General features: G+C 74.3%; 19 protein-coding genes and 1 tRNA gene. 8 read left to right on the top strand and 12 right to left on the bottom strand.

All coding sequences use genetic code 11. The features are described from left to right. Positions 1-198: 198 nt before the first annotated feature. The 7 genes from pknB to ACI79P_RS16725 all read right to left on the bottom strand — a co-directional run bounded on the left by pknB (position 199) and on the right by ACI79P_RS16725 (position 9,609). Positions 199-2,112: a Stk1 family PASTA domain-containing Ser/Thr kinase gene (gene pknB / locus ACI79P_RS16755; protein ID WP_456582189.1), complete on the bottom strand. Its 1,914-nt coding sequence runs from the start codon at positions 2,110-2,112 to the stop codon at positions 199-201. Between the two features lie 145 nt (positions 2,113-2,257). Continuing rightward, on the bottom strand, positions 2,258-3,952 hold the full coding sequence (locus ACI79P_RS16750) for a protein kinase domain-containing protein (RefSeq protein ID WP_456582188.1): 1,695 nt from the start codon (positions 3,950-3,952) through the stop codon (positions 2,258-2,260). Then, entirely contained in the window at positions 3,952-5,397 is a 1,446-nt protein-coding gene (locus ACI79P_RS16745; RefSeq protein WP_456582187.1) for a peptidoglycan D,D-transpeptidase FtsI family protein, read from the bottom strand. The genes ACI79P_RS16750 and ACI79P_RS16745 overlap by 1 nt, the downstream gene beginning before the upstream one ends. Continuing rightward, the gene (locus ACI79P_RS16740; RefSeq protein ID WP_456582186.1) at positions 5,394-6,800 is read right to left on the bottom strand and encodes an FtsW/RodA/SpoVE family cell cycle protein; all 1,407 of its coding nucleotides are present in this window, start codon (positions 6,798-6,800) and stop codon (positions 5,394-5,396) included. The genes ACI79P_RS16745 and ACI79P_RS16740 overlap by 4 nt, the downstream gene beginning before the upstream one ends. 40 nt (positions 6,801-6,840) lie before the next feature. Further along, positions 6,841-8,250, bottom strand: a complete 1,410-nt coding sequence (locus tag ACI79P_RS16735; RefSeq protein WP_456582185.1) for a protein phosphatase 2C domain-containing protein — start codon at positions 8,248-8,250, stop codon at positions 6,841-6,843. Then, complete coding sequence (locus ACI79P_RS16730; RefSeq protein ID WP_456582184.1) at positions 8,247-8,705, bottom strand: FHA domain-containing protein FhaB/FipA; 459 nt, start codon at positions 8,703-8,705, stop codon at positions 8,247-8,249. The genes ACI79P_RS16735 and ACI79P_RS16730 overlap by 4 nt, the downstream gene beginning before the upstream one ends. Positions 8,706-8,790: 85 nt before the next feature. Then, on the bottom strand, positions 8,791-9,609 hold the full coding sequence (locus ACI79P_RS16725) for an FhaA domain-containing protein (RefSeq protein WP_456582183.1): 819 nt from the start codon (positions 9,607-9,609) through the stop codon (positions 8,791-8,793). Between the two features lie 175 nt (positions 9,610-9,784). On the opposite strand from ACI79P_RS16725, the gene ACI79P_RS16720 reads away from it, so the two are divergent. Continuing rightward, positions 9,785-9,870 (top strand) — tRNA-Leu (locus ACI79P_RS16720). Between the two features lie 64 nt (positions 9,871-9,934). Here the strand turns inward: ACI79P_RS16720 and ACI79P_RS16715 are convergent. The 5 genes from ACI79P_RS16715 to ACI79P_RS16695 all read right to left on the bottom strand — a co-directional run bounded on the left by ACI79P_RS16715 (position 9,935) and on the right by ACI79P_RS16695 (position 16,112). Continuing rightward, positions 9,935-12,823 (bottom strand): putative bifunctional diguanylate cyclase/phosphodiesterase, encoded by a 2,889-nt coding sequence (locus ACI79P_RS16715; protein ID WP_456582182.1) that lies wholly within the window; start codon positions 12,821-12,823, stop codon positions 9,935-9,937. Positions 12,824-13,082: 259 nt separating this feature from the next. Beyond that, a complete protein-coding gene (locus ACI79P_RS16710; protein ID WP_456582181.1) occupies positions 13,083-13,736 on the bottom strand; it encodes a GGDEF domain-containing protein in 654 nt (217 codons plus the stop codon). Then, positions 13,733-14,248: a GAF domain-containing protein gene (locus tag ACI79P_RS16705; RefSeq protein ID WP_456582180.1), complete on the bottom strand. Its 516-nt coding sequence runs from the start codon at positions 14,246-14,248 to the stop codon at positions 13,733-13,735. The genes ACI79P_RS16710 and ACI79P_RS16705 overlap by 4 nt, the downstream gene beginning before the upstream one ends. 147 nt (positions 14,249-14,395) lie before the next feature. Beyond that, positions 14,396-14,860 (bottom strand): DUF1707 SHOCT-like domain-containing protein, encoded by a 465-nt coding sequence (locus ACI79P_RS16700; protein WP_456582179.1) that lies wholly within the window; start codon positions 14,858-14,860, stop codon positions 14,396-14,398. Between the two features lie 88 nt (positions 14,861-14,948). Beyond that, entirely contained in the window at positions 14,949-16,112 is a 1,164-nt protein-coding gene (locus tag ACI79P_RS16695; protein WP_456582178.1) for an acyl-CoA dehydrogenase family protein, read from the bottom strand. A 76-nt stretch (positions 16,113-16,188) separates the two neighbouring features. Here ACI79P_RS16695 and ACI79P_RS16690 point away from each other — a divergent pair, with 76 nt between their 5' ends. From ACI79P_RS16690 to ACI79P_RS16660, 7 genes are all read left to right on the top strand, one after another. Then, positions 16,189-16,659 (top strand): GNAT family N-acetyltransferase, encoded by a 471-nt coding sequence (locus tag ACI79P_RS16690; protein ID WP_456582177.1) that lies wholly within the window; start codon positions 16,189-16,191, stop codon positions 16,657-16,659. 89 nt (positions 16,660-16,748) lie between these two features. Next, a complete protein-coding gene (locus ACI79P_RS16685; RefSeq protein ID WP_456582176.1) occupies positions 16,749-17,105 on the top strand; it encodes a hypothetical protein in 357 nt (118 codons plus the stop codon). Between the two features lie 221 nt (positions 17,106-17,326). Then, positions 17,327-18,244 carry an aldose 1-epimerase family protein gene (locus ACI79P_RS16680; protein WP_456582175.1) on the top strand — a complete coding sequence of 306 codons (918 nt, stop codon included), beginning with the start codon at positions 17,327-17,329 and terminating at the stop codon, positions 18,242-18,244. 7 nt (positions 18,245-18,251) lie between these two features. Further along, positions 18,252-18,971, top strand: coding sequence for an MOSC domain-containing protein (locus ACI79P_RS16675; RefSeq protein WP_456582174.1), 720 nt, complete (start codon positions 18,252-18,254; stop codon positions 18,969-18,971). A 5-nt stretch (positions 18,972-18,976) separates the two neighbouring features. Continuing rightward, entirely contained in the window at positions 18,977-19,192 is a 216-nt protein-coding gene (locus ACI79P_RS16670) for an RNA-binding S4 domain-containing protein (protein WP_456582173.1), read from the top strand. 36 nt (positions 19,193-19,228) lie between these two features. Beyond that, positions 19,229-20,410, top strand: a complete 1,182-nt coding sequence (locus ACI79P_RS16665) for a pyridoxal phosphate-dependent aminotransferase (RefSeq protein WP_456582172.1) — start codon at positions 19,229-19,231, stop codon at positions 20,408-20,410. Then, entirely contained in the window at positions 20,407-21,168 is a 762-nt protein-coding gene (locus tag ACI79P_RS16660; protein ID WP_456582171.1) for a nitrilase-related carbon-nitrogen hydrolase, read from the top strand. Before ACI79P_RS16665 ends, ACI79P_RS16660 begins: the two co-directional genes overlap by 4 nt. The last annotated feature ends 2 nt before the right edge of the window (positions 21,169-21,170 follow it).

Below are 21,170 nucleotides of genomic sequence, written 5' to 3'. Positions count from 1 at the left end.
GTTCTCCTGACCGCCCACGACCGGAGACTCGGAACCCCAAGTCCCGGCCCCCGCACGCCCACCCACCAACATCAAGATCAACAGACCACCGCTCGAGCTGCCGCCCCGAGATCGGTGGATTCAGGCTGAGCGGTACCCCCTGACGGCGAAGGGCTCCTCCCGCGGTGCGGGAGGAGCCCTTCGTCGGGAGACGGCCGGTCAGTCGGCGTCCTGCTCGTCGACCTGCGGGTTCAGCAGGACGGTGATGGGTGTGTCCGGTGCCTGAGCGGTGCCCGCGGCCGGCTCGGTGGCGACCACCTGGTTGGGCCCCACGCCCGGGTCGGCCTCGTCGACGGTGGTGAACTGGAAAGTGGTGAAGCCGGCGGCCCGCAGGTTCGCCTCCGCGGCCTCGGGGGACTGCCCTCGGAGGTTGGGCACGCTGATCTCGGTGACCCCACCGGAGACCTGCAGGACGATCCGCGTGCCGGTGGAGGCCGGGGTCTGCGGTCCCGGAGTCGTGCCGACGACGGTGCCCGCGGGCTGGTCCGAGTCGACTTCCTCGACGTCGATCTGCGCCTCGGTGAAGCCGGCCCCGGTGAGCGTCGCGAGGGCCTGCGCCTGCGGCTGACCGGTGACGTCCGGGAGATCGATCGTGCCGGTCGACAGGCCCAGCGTGACGGTCCCGTCCGCCGGCACCGACTGGCCCACCGCAGGCTCGACGGAGGCGACGGTGTCCTCCTCCTCGAGAGAGTCCTCCTGCCGCGTGTCGATGTTGCCGGTGAAGCCGGCCGCCTCGAGCGCGTTCCGCGCCTGCTCCTCGGTGGCCCCGATCAGGTTGGGCACCGTGACGGCGTCCGGCGCGACGCCGACGACGAGGTCGACCTCGGTGCCCTCCTCCACGACGGCCCCGCCCGCGGGCGACGTCTCGAGCACCGTCCCGACCTGGGCGGGGTCGGTGGTCTGCTCCTCGGTCTCGGTGCCGACCACCAGCCCGGCCTCGGTGATCGCCTGCCGGGCCTGCTCCACCGGCTGGTCGAGCAGCACCGGGACCTCCACCTGCTGGGCGACCGGCGCCACGTCGTCGTCCTGGTTGATCAGGAGGGCGGCGGCGATGGCGCCGCCGAGCAGCAGGACACCGAGGAGCGCCACGATCGCGATGATCCGGCGCTTGCGGCGCCGGTCGCCGTCGTCGTCCCAGTCCTCGTCGCCGTAACCGCTGGCGTAGCCGCCGACGGGCGCGCCGATGATGGCGGTCTTCTCGGCGTCACCCATCACCGGCGTCGCCTCGACCCGCTGCCCGGCGAGCGCCCGGAGCAGGTCGTTGCGCATGTCCGCGGCCGACTGGTAGCGGTTGGCCGGGTTCTTGCTCATCGCCTTGAGCAGGATCGCGTCCAGCTCCGGCGGGACGTCGGGGTTGATCGACGACGGCAGCCGTGGGTCCTCGCGCACGTGCTGGTAGGCCACCGACACCGGCGAGTCACCGGTGAACGGCGGGGCCCCGGTGACCAGCTCGTAGAGGAGGCAGCCCAGCGAGTAGACGTCGGAGCGGGCGTCGACGCCCTCGCCGCGGGCCTGCTCGGGGGAGAGGTACTGGGCGGTCCCTATCACCGCCGCGGTGGAGGTCATCGTGGCCGCGGAGTCCGAGACCGCGCGGGCGATCCCGAAGTCCATGACCTTGACCGTGCCCTGCGGCGTGATCATCACGTTCCCGGGCTTCACGTCCCGGTGCACGATGCCGTTGCGGTGGCTGAAGTCCAGGGCGCCGCAGATGTCGGCGGCCAGGCTCATCGCCCGCTCGATCGGCAGCCGGCCCTCGCGCCGCAGCACGTCGCGCAACGTCTCGCCCTCGACGTACTCCATGACGATGTACGGGGTGGCCCCGCTGGGCGTGCGGTCCTCCCCGGTGTCGTAGACGGCGACGATCGCCGGGTGGTTCAGCGACGCCGATGCCTGCGCCTCGCGGCGGAAGCGCACCTGGAAGGAGGGGTCGCGAGCCAGGTCGTGGCGCAGCACCTTGACCGCGACCTCGCGGCCCAGGCGCAGATCACGTCCGTGGTGGACCTCGGCCATGCCGCCGCGGCCCAGGACTCCGCCGATCTCGTAGCGCTCCCCGAGCACCTGCGGCGTGGTCATCTACGGTCCTCTCGGGCGGTTCCCTGCAGCCTCCGCGGCCCGGTGGTGCGGAGCCTGCCCGCGGCGGTCGCCGCCGCGCGCTGCTGGCCGTCGGCGAGCCTAACCGCACAACCGGCCCCGACCCGGGACCCGAGTGTCGAGCTGCTCACAGCCCGTCATCCTGACCCGGCGTGGCGCTGCCGCTGGCCTCGGGCTCCGGGGGCGGCACGACCGTCGACGATTCCGCCGTCGTCGTCGTCGACGACGACGGGGCGGGGCTGCCCCCGGCGGAGGCCGAGGCCGAGGGGGTGGGCGAGGTCGTCGTCTCCGCCTCGGTGGGCTCGGCCGCCGGGGGAGCCGTGGTCGTCGGCGGTGCCGTGGTGGTGGGGGCCGCCGGCTCGTCCACGTCACCGGCCTCGTCGTCCTCCGGAGGCGCCGGGTCGAAGTCGTCGGGGGCGACGAACAGCGTGATCGGGGTGTCCGGCGCAGCCTCGACACCGGAGGGATCGATGCCCGCGACGTCGCCCTCGTCGAGCGCCTGGCCCACGGCGATCAGCAGACCCTCGCTCGCGTCCTCCCGGGAGATCGAGGTGAACCCCGCCTCCCGCAGCTGCTCCTCCACCTCGTCGGCGTCCCGGCCGACGTACTGCGCCGGATCGAGGAGGATCCCGCCGGGCTCGGCGCTCGTGGGCGGCGCGCTCGTGGTGGACGCCGCGTCGTCCCGGGGGGCCTCACCGAAGCCGTTCAGGGCCAGGAAGGTGGTGCCGGCGACGATCAGGAGCAGCACCAGCGCGGCCGCCGGCCAGAGCCAGCGCCGGGTGCGCCGGGCAGGGGGCTCGTCGCCATCGGCCCAGTCGTCGTCCGGCGGTGCCTGCAGCGGTGGCATCGGACGGCCACCGGTGGCGGGCGACACCGCGGGCATCCCGGCGGCGGGGGTGGCGAAGACCTGGGTGTGCCCGTCGCCGACCTCGACGATCCGGGTCGGGGCGGTCGCCGGTGCCACCACGGGGCCGGCGGCCAGGCCGTCCCCGTTCGCGATGCGGCGGACGGCGTCGGCGAACGCACCGCCGTCGGCGAACCGGTCCGCCGGGTCCTTGGCCAGGGCCCGCTCGACGAGCAGCCGGACGGCCGGGGGGATGTCGCCGGGCAGCGGGGGTGGCGGCCGGTTGATGTGCGCGAGCGCGATGGCGACCTGCGAGGCGCCGTCGAACGGCCGGGCGCCGGAGAGGCACTCGAAGCCGACGACGCCGAGGGAGTACACGTCGGAGGCGGCGTTGACCTCCATGCCCTGGGCCTGCTCCGGGGAGAGGTACTGGGCCGTGCCCACCACCATGCCGGTGCGGGTCAGCGGGGCGGCGTCCCGGGCCTGGGCGATGCCGAAGTCGGTCAGCTTCACGACCCCGTCGGGGCGGACGATGAGGTTGCCCGGCTTGATGTCGCGGTGCACCACGCCGGCCCGGTGGGCGGCGGAGAGCCCGTCGGCGGCCTGGCCGAGGACGTGCAGCGTCCAGTCGACCGGCAGCCGGCCCTCCTCGTGGAGGATGGTGACCAGCGGCTGGCCCTCGACGTACTCCATCACCAGGAACGCCAGGGTCTGCACGCCGCTGTCGTCGGTGGTCTCGCCGTAGTCGTAGACCGAGGCGATGTTGGGGTGGGACAGCGCCGCGGTGTGCCGCGCCTCGTTGCGGAAGCGGGCGAGGAAGCTCGGGTCGTTCGTGTACTCGGTCTTGAGCACCTTCGCCGCGACGATCCGGTCCAGCACCCGGTCGCGCGCCTTCCACACCTCACCCATGCCGCCGGTGGCGATGGGGGCGGTGATCTCGTACCGCCCGGCCAGCATGCTGCCGATCCCCAGCGCCATCAGCCGCCCTGCCCGTCGAAGTACGCCGCCATGACCTCGCGGGCGATCGGGGCGGAGACGTCGCCGCCGGTACCGCCGCCGTTGGCCACGAACACGGCGACGGCGATCTGCGGGTCGTCGGCCGGCGCGAAGCCCATGAACCAGTTGTGGTCGGGCACGCCCTCGCGCACCTGCGCCGTCCCGGTCTTGCCGGCCACCTCGACGCCGTTGAGGCGGGCGGCCCGGCCGGAGCCCCGGGCGACGACGCTGACCATCATCTCGGTGAGCTGGTCGGCGACCTCCTCGGAGATCGGCTCGTTGAGGACCTCCGGGTCGGCGGAGTCGATGACCGTCAGGTCGGGGGCGCGCAGCTCCTCGACCAGGTAGGGCTTCATCTGCACGCCGTCGTTGGCCACCGCGGCGGCGACCATGGCCGCCTGCAGCACGGTCATGCGGACGTCGCGCTGGCCGATCGAGGTCTGGGCCAGGGCGGCGTCGTCGACGATGTCGCCCACGGTGCTCGGCGCCACCTGCAGGGGGATCTCCAGCCCCTCGCCGTCCAGCCCGAACGCCTCGGCCATCTCGCGCACCTGGCCCTCGCCGAGGTCGAGGCCGAGCTGGGCGAAGGCGGTGTTGCAGGAGACGGTCAGCGCGTCGGTGAGCGACTGCTCGCCGCTGGGGTCGCACGCGGAGCCGCCGAAGTTGGGGATCACCCGGGTGCTGTTCGGCAGCGGCAGCTCGCGGGGAGCCGGCACGACGGAGTCGGGGGTCAGCCCCTCCTCGAGCGCGGCGGCCGCGACGATCACCTTGAACAGCGAGCCGGGCGGGAAGTTGTCCTCGATGGTGCGGTTCGCGCGGGGGTCGGGGTCCTGCCCGGTGAGCTGCTCCATGTTCTCGCGGATCGCCGAGGGGTCGTGGCCGGAGACCAGACCGGGGTCGTAGGTCGGCGTGCTCGCCATCCCGAGGATCGCGCCGGTCCGCGGGTCGAGCGCGACCACGCCCCCGGTCACGCCGTCCAGGCCGGCCATGGCGGCGGCCTGGACGCCCGGGTCGAGGGTCAGCACGACGTCCCCACCGGCGGGGTCGCGCCCGGTGAACAGGTCGGCGATGCGGCGGACGAACAGCCGGTCGTCGTCCCCGGAGAGCACGTCGTTCATGACGTCCTCGAGGTACCGGTTGCCGTACACCAGCGAGTGGTACCCGGTGACCGGCGCGTACAACGGCCCCTGCGGGTAGGTGCGCAGGTACTCGAGGCGGCCGTCGGTCGGGACCGAGAGGGCCACCTCGGTGCCCGCCACGATGATCGAGCCGCGTTCGCGGTCGTAGGACTCGGCGATCACGCGGGTGTTGCGGCTGTCCGAGCGGAGGGAGTCCGAGCGGACGACCTGGATGACGTTGACGTTGACGATCAGCAGCGTGAACAGCACGAGCACGCTGATCGCCACCCGCCGCAGTGGTGCGTTCACGGCGTCACCACCTCGGTCGGGGCGTCGCCGAGGCGCACCGGGGCCGCGTGCGGCGTCGCCGGGCGCCGCGCGGCGTCGCTGATGCGGACCAGCAGCGCTACGAGCACGAAGTTGGCCACCAGCGACGAGCCGCCGTAGGCCAGGAACGGGGTGGTCAGGCCGGTCAGCGGGAGGAGCCCGGTGACCCCGCCGAGCACCACGAACACCTGCCAGGCGACGGCGAACGCCAGGCCGGTGGCCAGCAGCTTGCCGAAGGCGTCCCGCACGACGAGCGAGGTGCGCAGCCCGCGCTCGACGAGGATCAGGTAGACGACGATCACGGCGACGAGCCCGAAGAGGCCGAGCTCCTCGCCGACGGCGGCGGCGATGAAGTCGCTCTTGGCCACCGGCACCTGGTCGGGGCGCCCGCCGCCGAGGCCCGCGCCGAACAGCCCGCCGGTCCCGAGGCCGAAGAGCGACTGCATCAGCTGGTAGCCGGCGCCGTCGTAGTACGCCGACGGGTCCAACCAGGTGTCCACGCGCGCCCGCACGTGGCCGAAGATCTGGTACGCGATGAACGCGCCACCGGCGAACAGGCCCAGGCCGATGAACAGCCAGCTGGCCCGTTCGGTGGCGACGTACAGCATCACCACGAAGATGCCGAACAGCAGCAGGGAGCTGCCCAGGTCGCGCTCGAAGACCAGGACGAGGATCGACACCATCCAGGCGAGCAGCACGGGACCGAGGTCGCGGCCGCGCGGCAGCTCCAGCCCGGCAACCTTCTTGCTCGCCAGGGCGAGCACGTCGCGCTTGTCCACCAGGTAGGCGGCGAAGAAGACGACGAGGCAGATCTTGGCGAACTCGCCCGGCTGGATCGAGAAGCCGGCCACCCGGATCCAGATCTTCGCGCCGTTCACCTCCGAGATCGAGGCGGGGAGGACGGCGGGCAGCGCGAGCAGCACCAGCCCGAGCAGCGCCAGCGTGTAGGCGAACCGGGACAGCGTCCGGTGGTCGCGGACGACGACGAGCACCGCCACGAAGAGGGTGACGCCGAGGGTGGCCCACACCAGCTGCACGGGGGCGTCCTCGCGCGTGACCGTGCTGCCGACCTGCTCGGCCGCCAGGTCCAGGCGGTGGATCACCGCCAGCCCGAGGCCGACGAGCAGGGCGACCGACGGCAGCAGCAGCGGGTCGGCGTAGGAGGCCCACCTGCGGACGACGAGGTGGGCCACGACCCAGAGCGCGGTGATCCACACGCTGAAGCCGGCCATCTGCGGGTGCAGCTCACCGGTGACCGTGAGGTCGACGATCACCTGCGCGACGACGGTGATGAGCACGGCGAAGGCGAGCAGCAGCGCCTCGGTGCCCCGCCGGGTGGGCGTCGTGGCCGCGGTGCCGCCGGGGTCGGTGACGGGCCCGGGCATCAACACACCTCCGGTGGGGAACCCGTGCCTGCGGCGCTCACTAGTCGGCCTCCCGGCAGTCCACCCCCGGCGCGGGCGACGAGGCCGTCCGTGCCGACGAGGCGGTGTCCGTCGTCTCCCCGGGCGCGGGCACCTCGGGCAGGGCGGCGTCGCCGGGGGCGGGCTCCTGGGCGGTGGTCGGTGCGGCGACCGGGGGCGTCGGCGAGTCCGGGGACGCCGCGGCGGTGTCGGTCGACCTGCACAGCGGCAGCCGCTGGTCGGCGAGCGCGTCGACGATCCGCTCGGCGTCCTCGGAGTCGTCCGCGGTGATGCTGCCGAGCACCCGGTTGCGGGCGGCCGAGGTCAGGTCGGCCAGCGCGAGGTCGGTGCCCCGGTCCAGCCGGTGGAGGTCCACCCCCAGGAAGGAGACGTCGAGCCCGCGGAAGACGGCGACCTGCTGGTCGTCGCCGGAGCCGTTCACGCCCACGAACCAGTTGTTGAGCGCCCAGACGTACATGCCGATCGCCCCTGCCACCAGCACGGTGAGAAGGGCCCCCGCCACCAGGAGGATGCGCATCGGGCGGCGGCGGGCGGAGGGGCCGCCGCCCGTCGGCAGTGTGGGTGTCGGCGGGGGAGCGGAGGCCTGGTCGGCGAGGGCCGCCCGGCCGGCGGCGGAGCGCGGGTCGACCTCGCGCTGGCCGACGTTGTCGCCCGCGGCGCCGTCCACGACCGGGTCGAACCGGCCGTTGCCACCGGTGTCCTCCAGGACGTCGGCGACGATCACGGTGATGTTGTCCGGCCCACCGCTGCGCAGCGCCAGCTCGACCAGGCGGTCGGCGGTGGCCTCGGGGTCGGGGTTCTGCAGCGCGTCGGCGAGGGTCTCCTCGCTGACGACGCCGGAGAGGCCGTCGGAGCAGAGCAGGTAGCGGTCGCCGGCGCGGGCTTCGCGCATGGAGAGGTCCGGCTCCACCTCCTGCCCGTTGAGGGCGCGCAGCAGCAGGGAGCGCTGCGGGTGGTGGTTGGCCTCCTCCGGCGTGATGCGGCCGTCGTCGATCAGCGTCTGCACGAAGGTGTCGTCGTGCGTGATCTGGCTGAACTCGCCGTCGCGGAGCAGGTAGGCGCGGGAGTCGCCGACGTGGCAGAGCGCGAGCCGGCCGCCGGCGAAGAGGATCGCGGTGAGCGTGGTGCCCATGCCCTCGAGCTGCGGTGACTCGCGGATGACCTCGCGGAGGTGCTCGCTGCCCTCGTGGACCGCGGCGCGCATGGACTGCAGCATGTCGCCGGTCGGGGTGTCGTCGTCGAGGTGCTCGAGGGCGGCGATGACCACCTTGCTCGCGATGTCACCGGCGGCGTGGCCGCCCATGCCGTCGGCCACGGCCAGCAACCGGGGCCCGGCGTAGACCGAGTCCTGGTTGTTGCCGCGGATGAGGCCGCGGTCGGAACGCGCGGCGTAGCGGAGAACCAGCGTCACGAACGCAGCTCCAGTGCGGTCTGGCCGATGCGGATCGGCTGGCCGGGGGTGACCTGCAGCGGGCCCTGCACGCGCTGCTGGTCCAGGTAGGTGCCGTTGGTGGAACCGAGGTCCTCGACGTACCACTGGCCGCCCCGGTTGGTCAGGCGGGCGTGCCGGGAGCTCGCGAAGTCGTCGGTGAGCACCAGGGTCGAGTCGTCGGCCCGGCCGATCAGGATCGGCTGGTCACCCAGGGTGATCTTGGTGCCGGTCAGCGGGCCGGCGGTCACGACCAGGGACTTGGGGCCGCGGTGCCCGCGCTTCTTGGGCGCGGAGGCCCGCGGCGGCACGGTGGCCACCCGGCCGGGACGGCCGCCGAAGAGGTCGGCGCGGACCACGCGGAAGGCGGCGAAGATGAACAACCACAGCAGCAGGAGGAACCCGAAGCGGAAGATCTGGACGACGAGCTCGGTCACGGCCGCACCCCCGCAGGCACCTGCCCGGCACCGCGGCGGAGGGCGTGCTCCCGGATGCCGGAGTGCTGTGACCGCACGGACCCGGTCACGCCCCGTCCTGCCGGTAGACGAGCACCGAGTGGCCGATGCGGATGACGTCGCCGTCGCTGAGCGCCTGGCGGTTGACGCGCCGGCCGTTCACGAGGGTGCCGTTCGTGGAGCCCAGGTCCTCGACCGTCGCGATGTCCCCGTCGAGGACGACGTCGACGTGCTTGCGGCTGACGCCGGTGTCGGGGATGCGGATGTCGGCCTCGGTGCCGCGGCCGATCACGTTGCGCCCGGTGGTCAGCTCGTGGCGCGTGCCCGGGCCGTCGACGAGGAGCACGTGCGTCGTCGACGTGCGCGAGCCGGCGCGGCCGAGCACGGAGGGGTTCTGCTTGCCGGTGTCGGTGGCCATCCGCCCGCGCAGCGCCGGGAGCGGGGGCAGCGGCGGGTGGCCCGGCACCGGCGCGGAGGCCATCGGGGGCGCGTCGGCGCGGGCGTGGGGGCGCGCCGGGTCGGCGACCTGGGAGCTGACCTCGAAGACGCCGGTGGTCAGCGCGTCGTCCCGCTCGAGCTCGACGGTGACCTTGTCGAAGACCTGGTAGCCCTCGTCCTCGATGTGCTCGGTGACCATGTCGGCGAGCTCGCCGGCCAGCTGGTCGGACCACTGGCCCAGGTGCTCGAAGTCGGTCTCGCCGAGGCGGACGACGTAGACGTTGGGCGCGAGCACGCGACCCTCACCGACGATCGAGCGCTGCTCGTCGGCCTCGCGCTGGAGCGCCTTGGCGATCTCGGCCGGGTGCACCTTGCCCTTGAAGAGGCGGGCGAAGGCGAGGCCGACCATCCCCTCGAGCCGGCGCTCGAAGCGCTGCAGCACACCCACAGTCGCTCCTCTGCGCTCGCCGGACGTCCCACTCTGCCATCCGTGATCGTAGCCGGGCCGGAGGCGGCTGACCGCCCAGGAAGGTGCGACGCCCCGCACGTCGTCTCCCGCGTGCCGAGGTCGGAACCCCCTCGGCGGCGGAGCCCCCCGCGGCTGCTACTGTCTTCCCTCGCCAGGGCAAGTGGCGGAATGGCAGACGCGCACGGTTCAGGTCCGTGTGTCCGAAAGGACGTGGGGGTTCAACTCCCCCCTTGCCCACCAGGCGGACGGCAGCGGCCCCCGGGATCTCCCGGGGGCCGCTGCCGTGTCGGGGCGGGTCTTCCGGTCACCGAAGCACGGGGACGCTGCCCGCCTGCTGGAGGAGGAGCTCGCGTACGGCAGCGGGTTCGGCAGGACGGCCGTAGAGGTAGCCCTGGACCCGGTCGCAGGTCATGCCGTGCAGCGCCTCGGACTGGGCGCACGTCTCCACGCCTTCGGCCACGACACGCAGGCCGAGGCCGTGGGCGAGGCCGATGATCCCGGCGACGAGCGGCGAGGAGGGTGCCGACCCGATGAGCTGAGCGGTGAAGGACCGGTCGATCTTCAGCTCGCTCACCGGCAGCCGCTGGAGCTGGGCCAGCGAGGAGTACCCGGTCCCGAAGTCGTCCACGGAGACCCCGACACCGAGGGCGCGGAGGTGCTCCAGGTGGCCGTGGCGGGTGGCCACCTCGGTCAGCACCTGGCTCTCGGTGACCTCCAGTGTCAGCGACCGCGCGGGCAGCCCGGTCTCGGCCAGGACGCCGATCACGGACCCGGCGAAACCGGGATCGGTGAGCTGGACGGTGGAGACGTTGACGGCGACCTCGAGGTCGAGTCCGTCGGCCCGCCAGGCCGCGAGCGTCCGGCACGCTTCGAGCAGGACGTGACCGCCGATTTCCTGGATCTGGCCGCTGGCTTCGGCGAGGGGGACGAAGACGTCGGGCCGGATGCTCCCGAGGACCGGGTGCTGCCACCTCGCCAGCGCCTCGACGGCGACGACGCGACCGCCGGCCAGGTCGATCTGCGGCTGGAAGTGGACGCCGATCTCCCCGCGGGTGACCGCGCCGTGCAGATCGGTCTCCAGGCGCAGGCGCTCCCGGGTCCGCTGCCCGCTCTCCTCCGGCCCCGCGGGACCGGTCCTGCAGCGGTGCATGTCCTCCTCGGCGCGCTGCAGCAGGTCCTGTGCCATGTCGTCGGCGTCGCCGTCGAGCACGCTCCCGGACGACTCCGCCACGGCGACGCCGATGACCAGGTCGACGAACACCTCGTCGTGTCCCACCCGCACCGCGGCCGCCAGGGATCGGTGGACCCGGTCGGCCACCTCCCGGGCGCCGGGCTCGGACGTGCCGGGCAGCAGGACGGCGAACTCGTCGCCGCTGAACCGGGCGACCGTGTCGTGGTCGCGGACCGCTGACCGCAGCCGGTGGGCGACCTCCTGGAGCACCTCGTCACCGGCGCCGTGCCCGAGGCTCTCGTTGACGCGCTTGAGCCGGCGGACGTCGCAGAAGAGCAGGGCGGTGCGGCCGGCGGGGTCACCGGGACGGCTCAGCTCCCTCTTCGTGCGCGCGTGCAGGAGGGCGCGGTTCGGCAGGCCGGTGAGCGGGTCGTGCGCGGCCCGGTGCCGGATCTCGTCGAGCAGGTGCGTGTTGTCCAGGGCCACGCCGGCCAGGCCTGCCAGGCCCCACAGGCGTTCGGTGGTCCCTTCACCCAGGGCGGTCGGCGGAGCGCTGTCGACCCAGTGAGCGAGGACGAGCCCCACCAGCCGGTCGTCGACCTTGATCGGCACCCCGCCCAGAGCCGTGACGCCGAAACGGCCCAGCACCTCGTCGGCCCAGGTCGAGCTCGACCGGTCGACCAGCATGGGCGCCCCGACGGCGATCAGCTCGCACAGCTCGGGGCTCTCCTCCGTGGTGGTCACGTATCCGGCCAGGTGTTCGGCCGGCCCCGGAGGCCAGCCGCTCAGGCCGGCGATCCACACGGCCTGCATCCCGGGGTCCCACAGGGCGACCGCGGAGCGGTCGGCGCCGCAGAGCGCCGGGACGGCGTCGGCGATGGTCTGGGCGACCTCGCGCGCCTCCCGCCGTCCGGCGAGCGACCGCGCGACGCTGAGCAGCAGTCGTGCGGTCTCCTCCTGCTCGCGTGCCTCGGTCAGCGATGCCGTCATCTCGATGGCGGCTGCCGCGTGCCGGGCGTAGGCGGTGAGCAGTTCGACGTCGCCCGGGAAGGGCTCCTGGCCCGGCCAGGCGACGACGGCGAGGACTCCGTAGTCCCGCGTCGCGGAGGTGACCGGCACGGCCAGCACGGAGGTGCCGCCGACCTCCCGGCATCCGACCTCGAGCCGTCGCTCCCCGAGCGCGGCCAGCACCGAGGAGCCCAGGCCACGGGAGCGCACGTGCCGCTTCCCGTGGGGCAGCCGGACGTCGAGCACGTAGCCGGGAGCGTGCACGGCGCGGTCCGCACGTGCGGCGACGCGGTCGAGGGTCTCCTCGAGGGAGTCCCCGCTGAGCAGGTCCGTGGTGGCCTCCTGCAGGTCGTGCAGCCGTTCCGCCGCGTCCGCGACGGGCGCGTGGGGCGCCGGGCGGCGCCGGCGGCCGCGGCCGCCCCACCGGGACGGCAGGGATGGCTCCTGCCAGGTGACCGTGTACTCGCACCGCGGGGCACCGTCGACCTGGCAGGCCCAGTGCTCGACGACCGCCGGCGGGAGGCCGAAGAGCACCGGGGCCTTGCGGAGCACCCCGATGTTGTAGTCGCAGTCCACGCGACCGGGGTGGTGCGGCGGCAGCACCCGCCAGGTCAGCCGTGCCGCGGCGTCCGTGGCGGACTCGCAGCGGAACACCGCGGAGGTGTCGAGGCGGGTGGAGATCCGCGAGACCTGTCGGAGCAGCCCCGCGGTGGTCCCGAAGGTCGTCAGCACGCGCCGCAGCGCCATGACTGCGGGGTCCGACATGGCGGCCTCGCCCAGGGCGAGCCCGATCCGCGGGTCACCGAGTTCCTCGGCGGCTGCGTCGAACAGCCGCAGCTTCTCCGGGTACGACACCCGCCCTCGGAGGCCCTGCAGGAACGTCCGCCGGTCCGCCAGACCTGCGCGCTCGAGCACCCGGTCGACGGCACCCTCGCCGCCCCGCGCCGCCACCACCCGCAGCAGCAGCCGCGTGGTGATCGTGGAGGTCCCCGCCAGTGGTGTCGCCTCGTCCACGGTGCCCTCCCGTCCTCTCCGGCCCGGCGCTGACGGTCAGCCCGGGCTCCGCCCTTCTCAGCCGGTATCGGCCGATCGCGTTCCTGCTTGAGACCCTGAGCCGCAGGCCTCCTCCGCACGGGTGCCGCCGCACGCCGCGGTCATGACGCGCTGCGGGCCGGAGCCCGGTCCCGACCCCGCGGAGCTCCGGCCTCTCCGATCGACGGGGCAGGAGCCGGAGGGCGAGCACCGGGCGTCATCGGGGTGGTCCCGGCTGCCGTCAGAAGCAGCTGACGGTGTGAACGCGTCCCCGGCCGGCGTCCTTTGCCGCGTACATGGCGCTGTCGGCGGCGCGGAGGACGTCGTCGAACGTCGCACGCGGTGCCGCCATCGCCACCCCGATGCTGCACGAGACCAGGACGGTTCTCCGCCCGACCCGGACCTCGTCCCTGAGGACGTGGAGGAGGTCGTCGCCCAGCTGCGTGGCGGCCGCGCGGTCCGTCCCGGGGAGGACCACGGCGAACTCGTCCCCACCGAGGCGGCCGATCACGGCGTCGGGGGCGACGGTCGTCACCCGCTCCCGGAGCGCACCCGCAAGACGGATGAGCAGCTGATCACCGAGGGCGTGGCCGCCGCGGTCGTTGACGTCCTTGAACCGGTCCAGGTCGATGAAGAGCACCGCCCCGCCCCCGGCGAGCGCTGCGGCGCCGGCTTCGGTGAAGCAGTTCCGGTTGGCCAGGCCGGTCAGGGGGTCCTGCCGGGCCATGCGCTCGGTCCTGCTCCGCCACTGGGCGGCTTCGGTGGCGAGGGCGGAGAGCCGGTCGACGGTCCGCCGCAGCACCTGCAGCTGCTGCTGGTCGGCATCCGCGGCGAGATCGCGTGCGGTGGCCGCGAGCAGGTCGAGGGTGGTCGCGAGCGGCCGACCGGTGGTCATCTCTTCCAGGGCACGGCCCTGGGCGGCCAGCAGCAGGCGTTCCAGGCCTGCGCAGCCGCCCGGCGCCGCAGGGAGAGCACGACGCGGACCAGCCCGGAGAGGGTGTGCAGCACGTCGTGGTCGGCGTCGGTGAACGCGCGCGGTCTGTCGTCGAAGACGGCCAGGGCACCGAGGACGAACCCGTCCTCGTCGATCAACGGCACGCCGGCGTAGGCGGCGATGCTCCCGGCCCGGACCAGAGGGTTGGCGGAGAAGAGCGGGTGGACCCGGGCGTCGGGGACCGTCATCGGCGCACGTCCGGCGACGACATGGGCGCAGAAGGAGACCTCGTCACGCACATGGGTGCGCGGCACGCCCACCCCGTGCTCGGCGGGGTAGCACTGCAGGTCGGGACTCACGAGGTTGATCGTCGCGATCGGCACGTCCAGCGCCCGGGCCATGTGCGCGACGAGGGCGTCCAGCTCTGCGACGGCGTCGTGTCCGGCCAGTCGGTAGCTGCTGACCGCGGCCATGCGTGCCGGGTCCGCAACGGGCGCGGATACGGCGGTGGACGTCAGCGAGCTCGGTGGAGCGGACACGGGTGAGCTGTCGGGATCACTCTCGGGGACCTTGAGGGCTCCGGCACCCGGAGGGGTGAGCGGGCTCCCTGGTGCTCCCCGTCAGCGGCCGTGCACCGCGTGCGGGCGCTTCTCGTCGGTGTCGCCGCGACCGCCGGCGAACGCCTGGCCCATCAGCAGGAAGGCGCCCCAGGGCACGATCACCCAGAACGGCCAGAAGTAGAGGAACTCGCCCGACGCCAGCGACGTGATCCCCCAGACGAGCAGCACGATCACCGCGGTGCTGGACCACGACCCCCAGGCGACCTGCTGGTGGCTGCGGCCGTACCCCCGGCTGCCGCACGCGGGTACCGGGTGCGCCGACCGCGCCGCTGCCGGCTGCGGGGCCGGCGCGGGCAGGTCGGTGGTGAGCTCGGCGAGCTCGCCGAACGTGCGGGCCGCGTAGGCCCGGGCGAGCCGCTCGTCGTATTCCGCGACGGTCAGCCGGCCCTCCGACATCGCGCGGCCCAGCTCGGCGGCGACGGCGGCGCGGTCGGAGTCGGCGGCACGCAGGTGAGGCTGGGACACGGTGCTCTCCTCGCTCGGGGACACCAGTCTGGTCCCGGGGCACCGGCCGGGACCACTGACAGCTGTCACCGGTTCCACGTGGAACCCGTCAGCCGGCCGGCGGCACGGCCCCGGCGGTGAGGTGGCGGCCGATGACCATCCGCTGGATCTGGTTGGTGCCCTCGAAGATCTGCATGACCTTCGCCTCGCGCATGTACCGCTCGGCCGGGTGGTCGCGGGTGTAGCCGGCCCCGCCCAGCACCTGGACGGCGTCGGTGGTGACCTTCATGGCGGCGTCGGTGGCCACGAGCTTGGCGATGCTGGCCTGGCGGGAGAACGGCTTGCCGGCGTCCTTGCGGCGTGCGGCGACCAGGTAGGTGGCGCGCGCGGACTCGACGGCGGCGGCCATGTCGGCCAGCAGGAACTGCACGCCCTGGTGCTCGGCGATCGGGCGGCCGAACGCCTCCCGCTCCACGGCGTAGGCGACGGCGACGTCGAGGGCCGACTGCGCGAGCCCCACGGCGACGGCGCTGATGCCCAGCCGCCCGGCGTCCAGCGCGCCCAGCGCGATCGCCATGCCCCGGCCGGGCTCGCCGACCAGCCGGTCGGGCGGGACCGGCACGTCGTCGAGCCGGATGGCGGCGGTGGTGGAGCCGGTGAGCCCCATCTTCTCCTCGGGCCTCGCCGCGCTGAAGCCGGGCAGGTCGGGGGTCAGGTGGAAGCAGGAGATCGCGCGCTCGCCGTCGGCCGGCGTGCGCAGGAACGTGGAGTAGAAGTCGGCGTGCCCGCCGTGGGTCACCCACGCCTTCTCCCCACGCGCGAGCCAGCCGTCCTCGGTCGGCGTCGCGCTGGCGCGCATGGCGGCGACGTCGGAGCCGGCGTGGGCCTCCGACAGCGAGTAGGCGCCGATCAGGGTGCCGCCGACCATCTCGGGCAGCAGGTCGCGGCGCTGGGCCTCGGTGCCGTAGTGCGCGATGGGGGAGCAGGCCAGGGTGTGCACGCTGATCCCCAGCGCCACGCTCGCCCAGCGGGCCGCCAGCTCCTCCAGCACCTGCAGGTAGACGGCGTAGGGCTGCCCGCCGCCGCCGACCTCCTCGGGGAACGGCAACCCCATCAGCCCGGCGTCGCCCAGGAGGCGGAACACCTCCCGCGGGAAGCGCTCCCCGCGCTCGTAGGTCGCCGCCTTCGGGGCGAGCTCGGCGTCGGCGATCTCCCGGGTGAGGACCAGCAGGTCCTCGGCCTCGGACGTGGGCAGTTCGCGGTCGACCGGCACGGTGCTCCTTCGCGGTGGGGCGTCCAGCGGACCGTACCTCCGGGAGCGCCCGCGGGCCGTTGGCAGGATCGGGCCCGTGATCATCGAGGCGGCTACCTGGGACGACCCCGACGTCCGGCGGCTCACCACCGACCAGCAGACCGAGGTCCGGGCCCGCTACGGCGGCAAGGACGAGCCCGGCACGCACCCCTCGGCGGCCGACGTCGCGGTGGTGCTGCTGGCCCGGGACGACGACGGGACGCCGCTGGGCTGCGGCGCGCTCCGCGAGCTCGGCGGCGGCGTGGCCGAGGTCAAGCGCATGTACGTGGTCCCGGCCGCGCGCGGCCGCGGGGTGTCGAAGGCGGTGCTCGCCGCGCTCGAGCAGGCCGCCGGGGCCCGGGGCTGGACGACGCTGCGGCTCGAGACCGGCCCGCAGCAGCCCGAGGCGATCGGGCTGTACTCGGGCGCCGGCTACCGGCCGATCCGGGCCTTCGGCGACTACGTGGGCGACCCGGATGCGGTGGGCTCGCTCTTCTTCGAGCGGTCGGTCCGGACTGCTCCGCGCTGACCCGGGACCGCCGCCGGGTGTGTGAGGGTGGAGCGACGCACCGCCCGCGGTCGGACGCCAGGGTCCTGCTGCTCGACGAAGGGATCCCCATGCGCATCTGCACGCTCGCCGTCGCCGCCACGGTGGCCGCCCTGCCGTTCTCCCTCTCCGGCTGCGGCGGCGGCGCGAGCGTCGAGGACTTCTGCGACCGGTACGCGTCGATCGACGAGCTGGGTGACAGCGACGCCGCCGAGATCAAGGCCGCTCTGGAGGAGCTCGCCGGCACCGTGCCCGACGAGGCCGGCGACGAGGTCGCGCGGGCCGTGGAGACCATGGCGGAGGTCTTCCCGTCGGAGGGCCGGTTCGAGGAGGCCATGGAGAGCGGCGACCTCTCCCTGGAGGAACTGCAGGAGCTCGGGGAGGCCGGCGAGACCGTCTCCGCCTACGCCGAGGAGAACTGCGGCTGAGCGCTGCGCCAGGAGACGCGGCGGACCGGGCCTGCGGCACGGCCGGATCCCCCGATGTGGCGCAGGTCGGGGCGGCGTGAACCGGTTCCGCCGCACCGGTCCGCCGGTCCACCCGCCCAGCCCCCGCGGTGTCTGCACACCCGCCCCCGTCGACGGCCGGATGGGGGCCGGTGTGCAGATCTCGCCAGGGCAGCCGGGCCACGATGTGGTGAGGTGGCGGCATGCCCGACGCCTGGCCCGCCACCGACCGCACCGAGGTGCAGCTCACCGCAGGGGACGCCCGCCTCGCCGTCGACCTGCGCGGCGGCACGCTCCGCCGGCTCGCCGTCCGCGACTGGGAGGTGCTGGACGGCTACCCGGCCGGGCAGGTGCTCCCCGGCTGGCGTGGCGCGACCCTCGTGCCCTGGCCCAACCGGCTCCGGCACGGCCGGTGGGGCTGGCAGGGCAGCGAGCTGCAGCTCGGCGTCCGGTCGCCCGAGGAGCCGCACGCGATCCACGGGCTGGTCACCTGGCAGCCCTGGACGGTGCTCGCGGAGGCCGGTGGTTCCGTCACGGTCGGGACGACGCTCGAGCCGCAGCCGGGCTACCCGTTCCGGCTCGCCGTCGCGGTGGACCACGTCCTCACCGCCGACCGGCTCACCAGCACGCTGCGGGTGCGCAACACCGGCGACGGCCCGGCGCCGTTCGGGGCCGGGTTCCACCCCTACCTCTCGGTGGGGGAGGTGGGCGACGGCGGGATCGGCGAGGCGGAGCTGGCGCTGCCGGCGCGCACCGAGCTGGTGCTGGACGGCGGCCTGCCGACGGGTGAGCGGCGGCCGTACGACGGCGCCGTCGGCCGGATCGGCGACCGGGCGCTGGACACCGCGCTGACCGACCTGGACCGCGACGACGACGGCTGGTGGCACGTGCGGCTGCGGGGGAGCGCCGGCGAGCTCGCCGTCTCCGCCGACGAGGCCTGGCACTGGCTGCAGGTCTACACCGGAGACACCCTCCCCGAGGGCCAGCGGCGACGCAGCCTCGCCGTCGAGCCGATGACCTGCCCGCCGAACGCGCTCGCCGACGACGCCGACCTCGTGGTGCTCGACCCGGGCCGGGAGTGGTCCGGCACCTGGTCGCTGGCCTGGACCCCGGCGGGCTGAGGTGCGCGTGCGGGAGCTCTGGCGCTACCCCGTGAAGTCGCTGCAGGGCGAGCGGCTGACCGAGGCCGAGGTGGGCCCGCTCGGCATCGAGGGCGACCGTCGGTGGGCGCTCTTCGACCGCGACACCGGCTTCGGCCTCACCGCCCGCCGGGTGCCCGAGCTCCTCTTCGGCGCGGCCCGGCTGCGGCGCGGCGGCGGGGTCGAGGTCGTGCTCCCCGACGGCACCACCACCGAGGACGAGGTCGTGCTGTCGCGCTGGCTGGGCCGCCGGGTGGAGCTGCGGGCGGCGCCGGACGACGACGCCGACGTCCCGACCTACGAGTCCGCCGCGGACGAGGACGAGCCCGACCCCGCCGAGTGGCTGCAGTGGGAGGGCGCCCCGGGACCGTTCCACGACAGCCCGCGGATCCGCCTGTCGCTGGTCTCCACCGGCACGCTGGGCGCGTGGGACCGCCGCCGCTTCCGGGCCAACGTCGTCCTCGACGGGGCCGGCGAGGACGCGCTCCGCGGGACGGAGGCCCACCTCGGCGGGGCGCGGCTGCGCTTCGGCACCGGCATCCCCCGCTGCGTGATGACCACCCGCCCCCAGCCGGGCGGCCTCCCCCGGGACACCTCGGTCCTCAAGACGGTGCACCGCGAGCGGGACGGGCTGCTGGCCGTGCGGGCCGCGGTGCTGACCCCCGGGCGGGTCCGGGTCGGGGACGAGCTGCGCCGGACGGCAGACTGAGGCCCGTGCGCACCGTCGACCTGCGTCCCGGCGAGGACAGCATCCGGCTCGGCCAGCTCCTGAAGCTGGTCGACGCCGTCCCCACCGGCGCCCAGGTCAAGGACGTGCTGGTCTCCGGCGCGGTCCTGGTCAACGGTGAGCCCGAGGACCGCCGCGGCCGGCAGCTGCGCTCGGGCGACGTCGTCCGGATCGACGGGCACGAGGACGTCCGCATCAAGTAACCGGTTCCACGTGGAACCACCCCGGGAGGGAGCTGCATGACCGCACAGCTGGCGTCCCGGCTGCGCGGGTTCGGGACGACGATCTTCGCCGAGATGAGCGCGCTCGCCGTCGCCACCGGGGCGGTCAACCTCGGCCAGGGCTTCCCCGACTACCCGGGCCCGCCAGAGGTCCTCGACGTCGCCCGCGACGCCATCGGCACCGGCGCCGACCAGTACCCGCCCGGCCCCGGCATCCCCGAGCTGCGGACCGCCGTCGCCGAGCACCGGCAGCGCTGGACCGGCACGTCCTACGAGCCCGGCACCGAGGTGCTGGTCACCGCCGGGGCCACCGAAGCGCTGGCCGCCGCGATGCTCGCGCTGCTGGAGCCCGGGGACGAGGTGGTGCTCTTCGAGCCGATCTACGACAGCTACAGCGCCTCGGTCGCCATGGCCGGGGGTGTGGTGCGGCCGGTGCCGCTGCACCCGCCGGAGGACGGCGCCGGTCCCTGGACCTTCGACGAGGCCGAGCTGCGCGCCGCGATCACCCCGCGCACCCGGCTGCTGCTGGTCAACTCCCCGCACAACCCCACCGGCACGGTCCTCACCGCCGACGAGCTGGCGGTCCTCGCCGGGCTGGCCCGCGACCACGACCTCACGGTGGTCACCGACGAGGTGTACGAGCACCTGGTGTTCGACGGTGCCCGGCACGTCTCCCTGGCCACGCTGCCGGGCATGCGCGAGCGCACCCTCGTCGTCTCCAGCGCCGGCAAGACCTTCAACGTCACCGGGTGGAAGATCGGCTGGGTCTGCGGGCCGGCGCCGCTGGTGGCCGCCGTCCGCACCGCCAAGCAGTTCCTCACCTACGTCAACGGCGGCCCGTTCCAGCCGGCCGTGGCCGCCGGCCTGCGGCTGCCGGGGGCCTACTTCGACGGGATCGCCCGCGACCTGCAGTACCGCCGCGACGTCCTCGTCGCCGGGCTCCGGGACGCCGGGCTGCCCGTGATCGCGCCGCAGGCGACGTACTTCGCGACCGTCGACGTCCGCGGGGTGCAACCCGACGGCGACGGGCTGGCCTTCTGCCGGGCGCTGCCGGAGCGGGCCGGTGTCGTCGCCATCCCGACCGTGGTCTTCTACACCCCGGAGCACGCCTCCCTGGGGCGGCACCTGGTCCGGTTCGCGTTCTGCAAGAGCGACGCCGTCCTCACCGAGGCGGTCGAGCGGCTGAGGAGGCTGGCATGAAGGTGGCTGCGGTGCAGCACGACATCGTCTGGGAGGACCGCGAGGCCAACTTCGCGCGGCTCGCCCCGCAGGTGGCCCGGGCCGTCGGCGCCGGCGCCGACCTGGTCCTGCTCACCGAGACCTTCTCGACCGGCTTCTCGATGACGCCGGGCATCGGCGAGCCCGAGGACGGGCCGTCGGCGGCGTTCCTCGCCGCGCAGGCCGCCGAGCACGGTGTGTGGGTGGGCGGCAGCTGCCCGGAGATCGCCGAGGGCGCGCAACTGCCCTACAACTGCTTCGTCCTGGCCGGCCCGGACGGCACTACCCACCGCTACCGGAAGCTGCACCCGTTCACCCACGGCGGCGAGCACGAGCGGTTCCGCGCCGGCGACGGGCCGGTCACCGTGGAGGTCGGCGGCCTGCGGATCACCCCGTTCATCTGCTACGACCTGCGCTTCGCCGACGTCTTCTGGCGCGCCGCCCTCGAGACCGACCTGTACGTGGTCGTCGCCAACTGGCCCGCCGCCCGCCGCCGCCACTGGCAGACGCTGCTCCAGGCGCGGGCGATCGAGAACCAGGCCTACGTGGTCGGGGTGAACCGCGTCGGCACCGCCGGGGACGGCACCGAGCACACCGGTGACAGCCGGATCGTCAGCCCGATGGGCGAGCTGCTGGCCACCGCCGCGGGGACCGAGACCCTCGTGCTCGGCGACGTCGACGCCGAGGAGGTCGCGGCCACCCGCGAGAAGCTGCAGTTCCTGCCCGACCGGCGCGGCTGAGC

The organism is Blastococcus sp. SYSU DS0510, assembly GCF_054050835.1.
This window is presented reverse-complemented; position numbering and strand designations above follow the sequence as displayed.

Coding starts and splice junctions, on each gene's coding strand:
- ACI79P_RS16740 (WP_456582186.1), bottom strand. CDS start 6,800: ATGCCCGGGCCCGTCACCGACCCCGGCGGCACCGCGGCCACGACGCCC.
- ACI79P_RS16705 (WP_456582180.1), bottom strand. CDS start 14,248: ATGGCCGCGGTCAGCAGCTACCGACTGGCCGGACACGACGCCGTCGCA.
- ACI79P_RS16685 (WP_456582176.1), top strand. CDS start 16,749: ATGCGCATCTGCACGCTCGCCGTCGCCGCCACGGTGGCCGCCCTGCCG.
- ACI79P_RS16660 (WP_456582171.1), top strand. CDS start 20,407: ATGAAGGTGGCTGCGGTGCAGCACGACATCGTCTGGGAGGACCGCGAG.
- ACI79P_RS16750 (WP_456582188.1), bottom strand. CDS start 3,952: ATGGCGCTGGGGATCGGCAGCATGCTGGCCGGGCGGTACGAGATCACC.
- ACI79P_RS16710 (WP_456582181.1), bottom strand. CDS start 13,736: ATGACCACCGGTCGGCCGCTCGCGACCACCCTCGACCTGCTCGCGGCC.
- ACI79P_RS16665 (WP_456582172.1), top strand. CDS start 19,229: ATGACCGCACAGCTGGCGTCCCGGCTGCGCGGGTTCGGGACGACGATC.
- pknB (WP_456582189.1), bottom strand. CDS start 2,112: ATGACCACGCCGCAGGTGCTCGGGGAGCGCTACGAGATCGGCGGAGTC.
- ACI79P_RS16680 (WP_456582175.1), top strand. CDS start 17,327: ATGCCCGACGCCTGGCCCGCCACCGACCGCACCGAGGTGCAGCTCACC.